This window comes from Antrihabitans spumae (assembly GCF_043944905.1).
Lineage (GTDB): Bacteria > Actinomycetota > Actinomycetes > Mycobacteriales > Mycobacteriaceae > Antrihabitans > Antrihabitans spumae.
The window spans coordinates 1-3,570 of record NZ_JBIMSN010000110.1 but is presented as its reverse complement, the minus strand read 5'-3'; the positions used below and the strand labels follow the sequence as shown (position 1 = coordinate 3,570).

Sequence of the window (3,570 nt, the reverse complement as noted above, 5' to 3'; positions counted from 1 at the left end):
TCTGGACCCGCACGCGCGAGGGTGTCACCGACTTGTCGGGACTGATCCACCACAACGATTATGCCGAGGTTTTCATTAAACGGAGGAAACCCGAGTTTGTGTGTGCTGCTTGATGTTCCAAAAGTTTCTACGGCTTAACGTTTGGTTGTCTGGCTAGCGTTTGTCGTGTCCATGCCCCTATGGGAAGGAGACGGCGATGGATAGGACGATCACCAGGATCGGTGCGGTTGTTGTTGCCGAGCTGCGTTCGGCCGGTTACATGGAATCGACGATCGGGCAGTACGGAAAGACCATCAAGGCGCTCACCGAGTACGCGAAGCGACTCGGTGCGGGTGTCTACACGCCGGCGTTGGGTGCTGGGTTCGCGTCGATGACGACCAGCCCGCGAACGGGACGGTTCAGCGCGCAGCGCAGATTCGACTATCGACGACTGGTAGCCCTGTTCGACTCCTACGTGAGGACCGGGCGGGTCGACCTGTCGATGCGTACGCGTGGCGGGGGCGGCCCGCGGCCGACATCGGATCGGTTTGTGGCGCTTGACGCTTCATGGGAAGCGGACATGCTCGAACGCGGACTGGCTGCCGCAACGCGTGAGGCCTATGGCCGGGTGGCCCGGGGCTACCTGTGTTTCGTCGAGTCGAGAGGAACCGTCGATCTCGATGATGCCGACGGTGGCACCGTTCTGGCGTTCTTGGCGTCGTTGTCGCCGAGGTGGGCAAGAACCTCTCTGTTCTGGGTGGTGTCGAACTTCCGCCCGTTTCTGGTATTCACGGGCCGGGTTGATCTGGTCGATGCGGTCAATCTGGCCGGGGTGAAACGCTCCCATCCGATCGTGTCGGTCCTCGGTGACGACGATCATCGGCGGATCATCGCTACATGCACGTCCGGCGCCGTGTGCGCTCGGGATGCCGCGATCACCTTGCTGGCACTCTCGACCGGGCTTCGGGCCTGCGACATCATCGAGTTGCGGTTGGGTGATGTCGACTGGCGGGGGCAGACGATCTCGCTCGTGCAGCAGAAGACGGGCAACCCGCTCACCGTGCCGCTGATCGAGGTTCTCACCTCGACGCTCGCCGACTATGTTCTGCACGAGCGGCCCGAAACAGACGACGATCATGTGTTTTTGCGCCGGGTGGCGCCGCATGTTCGGCTTCGTGATCACGCCGCGATCCACGGGGTGACCGCGACGGTGTTTACGGCTGCCGGGGTGACCGATGCCAAGGGCGGAACCCGTCTTTTGCGGCACAACGCCGCCTCTCGGATGCTGCGGGCCGCGACACCGTTGCCGACCATCGCGGCGGTGCTCGGTCACGCCAGCGAGGAATCGACCAAGCAGTACATGAGCATCGACGATGACCGTCTGCTCCGATGCGTGTTGCCGGTGCCGCAAAGCGCGCGGCCATGAACGGCCACGGATTCACCAGCGTGTTCGCTCCGCAGCTGGCCGAATACGTCGAGTTCAAACGAGCCATGGGCTTCGACGGCGCCTCGCGGATCTGGTATTTGAAGAAGTTCGACTCCTATTGCGCCGAGCACGAGCGGACCATGTTCGACCAGGAGACCGTCGAAGCCTGGGTGACAGCACAATTGGCCACCTCGGGCCGTTACCGGTCCTGGATGTCCTACATCCGCGACCTCGGCCGCTTTCTACGTGCCCATGGGTATGCCGACGCCTACGTGCTGTCGGACAGGTGGAAGGCCGCGTTCGTACCCGCCCGTCCCTACCTGCTCACCGCCGAGGAGATCGACGCGTTCTTCACCGCCGCGGCACGGCTGACGGCGGCATCGCCGTGGCAGTGGCAGGCGAGCGCATTCTTCACCCTGATGCACTCCTCAGGGCTGCGCACGTGCGAGGTTCGCGGGTTGCTGGTCGAGTATGTCGACGTGGCGGGCCGGCACATCGATGTGATGTCATCCAAAGGCAGACGCAGCCGTAGGCTGCCGATCACCAGCGATGTCGCCGACGTGCTGGCCGCGTGCGAGGACACCTCGAGATCGAGTATCGGGGCCGGTCGGGAAACGTTCTTCACCTCCTCGACCGGCAATCCGGTCACGGCCGCCACAGTCGGGGTGATGTTCAACCGGATCTGGGATGCCGCCGGCCTGCCGCGACCGGCGAGCGGACAGCGTCCCCGGCCCTACGATTTCCGGCACCATTTCGCCTACGCCAACATCGAACGGTGGATGGCCGACGGCATCGACGTGGGCGCGATGTTGCCGTATCTGTCGACCTACATGGGCCACGCGACGGTCGAGTCGACGTACTACTACATCCATACCTCGCCCGACTTCATGAACGCCTACGGGCACATCACCGCTGGTGCCGGCTCGCTGCTGCCGGAGGTCGGGTTCGAATGAAACGCAACGCCGCATCCGGCGCGCCGGACTTCTACACGTTTGCGCGCGGCTTCCTGCACACCTACATGCCCACGATCCGTCGGCTCTCGCCGAAAACGGTCGAGGCCTACCGGATCAGCTTGGAATGCTTCCTCACCTTCCTCACCGACCGCGAACACGTCGACCGCGCACGTGTCGGCTTCGATCACTTCGACCGAACCCGGCTGAAAGCGTGGATGGCCTGGCTCGCCGACGACAAGCATTATTCTGCGCGAACCATCACCCTGCGGATCAGCGCCATCAAATCGTTTATGGCCTACGCTGCCGCCGAGGATGTCAGCCTCATGGCGCTCAGCCAGGCGGCACGAACCCTCAAGGCCCCTTCTGCACCGAGAAAGCCGATCGAATATCTCACCGAAAACGAGACGCGGGCGGTCTTGGCCGCGTTCACCGGGCGCACCGGGAAATCACGCCGCAACCGGATGCTGCTCATCCTGCTCTACGACACCGCCGCCCGGGTCGGTGAAATCATCGCCCTCACGCTGGCTGACCTGTCGCTGACCAAACCAGGGCACGTCACGCTCACCGGGAAACGTGACAAGACCCGAATCGTGCCCCTGACCGACAAGACGATCGAGCACCTGCGCGTCTACCTGAAGGAATTCCACCCCAACGCGGCGAGCCAACCCGGGACGCGTCCCGTGTTCTACAGCCTCCGCGGCGGCCACCCCGTCGGCCTGTCGGCCGACACCGTCGCGGCCGTGGTCACACAGGCCGCGGCGACCGCGCGACAGACCTGCCCCACGGTGCCAGCCAGGATTCACTGCCACATGCTGCGCAAAACCAAGGCCATGGACCTCTACCAGCACGGCATCCCACTGCCGATCATCATGCGACTCCTCGGCCACGAAAACGCGGCGACCGCCGCTGCCTTCTACGCATTCGCCACCATCGACATGATGCGCGCCGCTGTCGACGCCGCCACCCCAACACCCGGCGACACCGGACAACCCCTGGCCGAAGACACACTGGACGCCCTCTACAGCCTGCGATGAACCCGAATCGTTAAGCCGAAGAATCCGGCAGCCCCAGACAGCTGACCAGCCCCAACGCCGATTCCTCGGCTTATCGAAAACCTCGGCATAATCGTTGTTAAACCGAATTCGGTTTAACACCGATGCGGGCTCTCAATATACGGCGGTAGCGTTCACTGAACACTTGGCCGCTGAAGGG

General features: G+C 63.5%; 3 protein-coding genes. All 3 read left to right on the top strand.

Annotated features, from left to right (window positions below; translation table 11 throughout):
- Positions 1-196: 196 nt before the first annotated feature.
- The 3 genes from ACHIRB_RS23210 to ACHIRB_RS23200 are packed head-to-tail and all read left to right on the top strand — an operon-like array spanning position 197 to position 3,392.
- Positions 197-1,405: a site-specific integrase gene (locus tag ACHIRB_RS23210; RefSeq protein WP_395126700.1), complete on the top strand. Its 1,209-nt coding sequence runs from the start codon at positions 197-199 to the stop codon at positions 1,403-1,405.
- A complete protein-coding gene (locus ACHIRB_RS23205; protein ID WP_395126701.1) occupies positions 1,369-2,358 on the top strand; it encodes a tyrosine-type recombinase/integrase in 990 nt (329 codons plus the stop codon). Before ACHIRB_RS23210 ends, ACHIRB_RS23205 begins: the two co-directional genes overlap by 37 nt.
- Positions 2,355-3,392, top strand: coding sequence for a tyrosine-type recombinase/integrase (locus ACHIRB_RS23200; protein ID WP_395126702.1), 1,038 nt, complete (start codon positions 2,355-2,357; stop codon positions 3,390-3,392). The genes ACHIRB_RS23205 and ACHIRB_RS23200 overlap by 4 nt, the downstream gene beginning before the upstream one ends.
- Positions 3,393-3,570 lie beyond the last annotated feature (178 nt).

Bases quoted from the DNA above. Each gene is read 5' to 3' on its own strand.
- ACHIRB_RS23210 (WP_395126700.1), top strand. From the start codon at position 197: ATGGATAGGACGATCACCAGGATCGGTGCGGTTGTTGTTGCCGAGCTG.
- ACHIRB_RS23205 (WP_395126701.1), top strand. From the start codon at position 1,369: ATGCGTGTTGCCGGTGCCGCAAAGCGCGCGGCCATGAACGGCCACGGA.
- ACHIRB_RS23200 (WP_395126702.1), top strand. From the start codon at position 2,355: ATGAAACGCAACGCCGCATCCGGCGCGCCGGACTTCTACACGTTTGCG.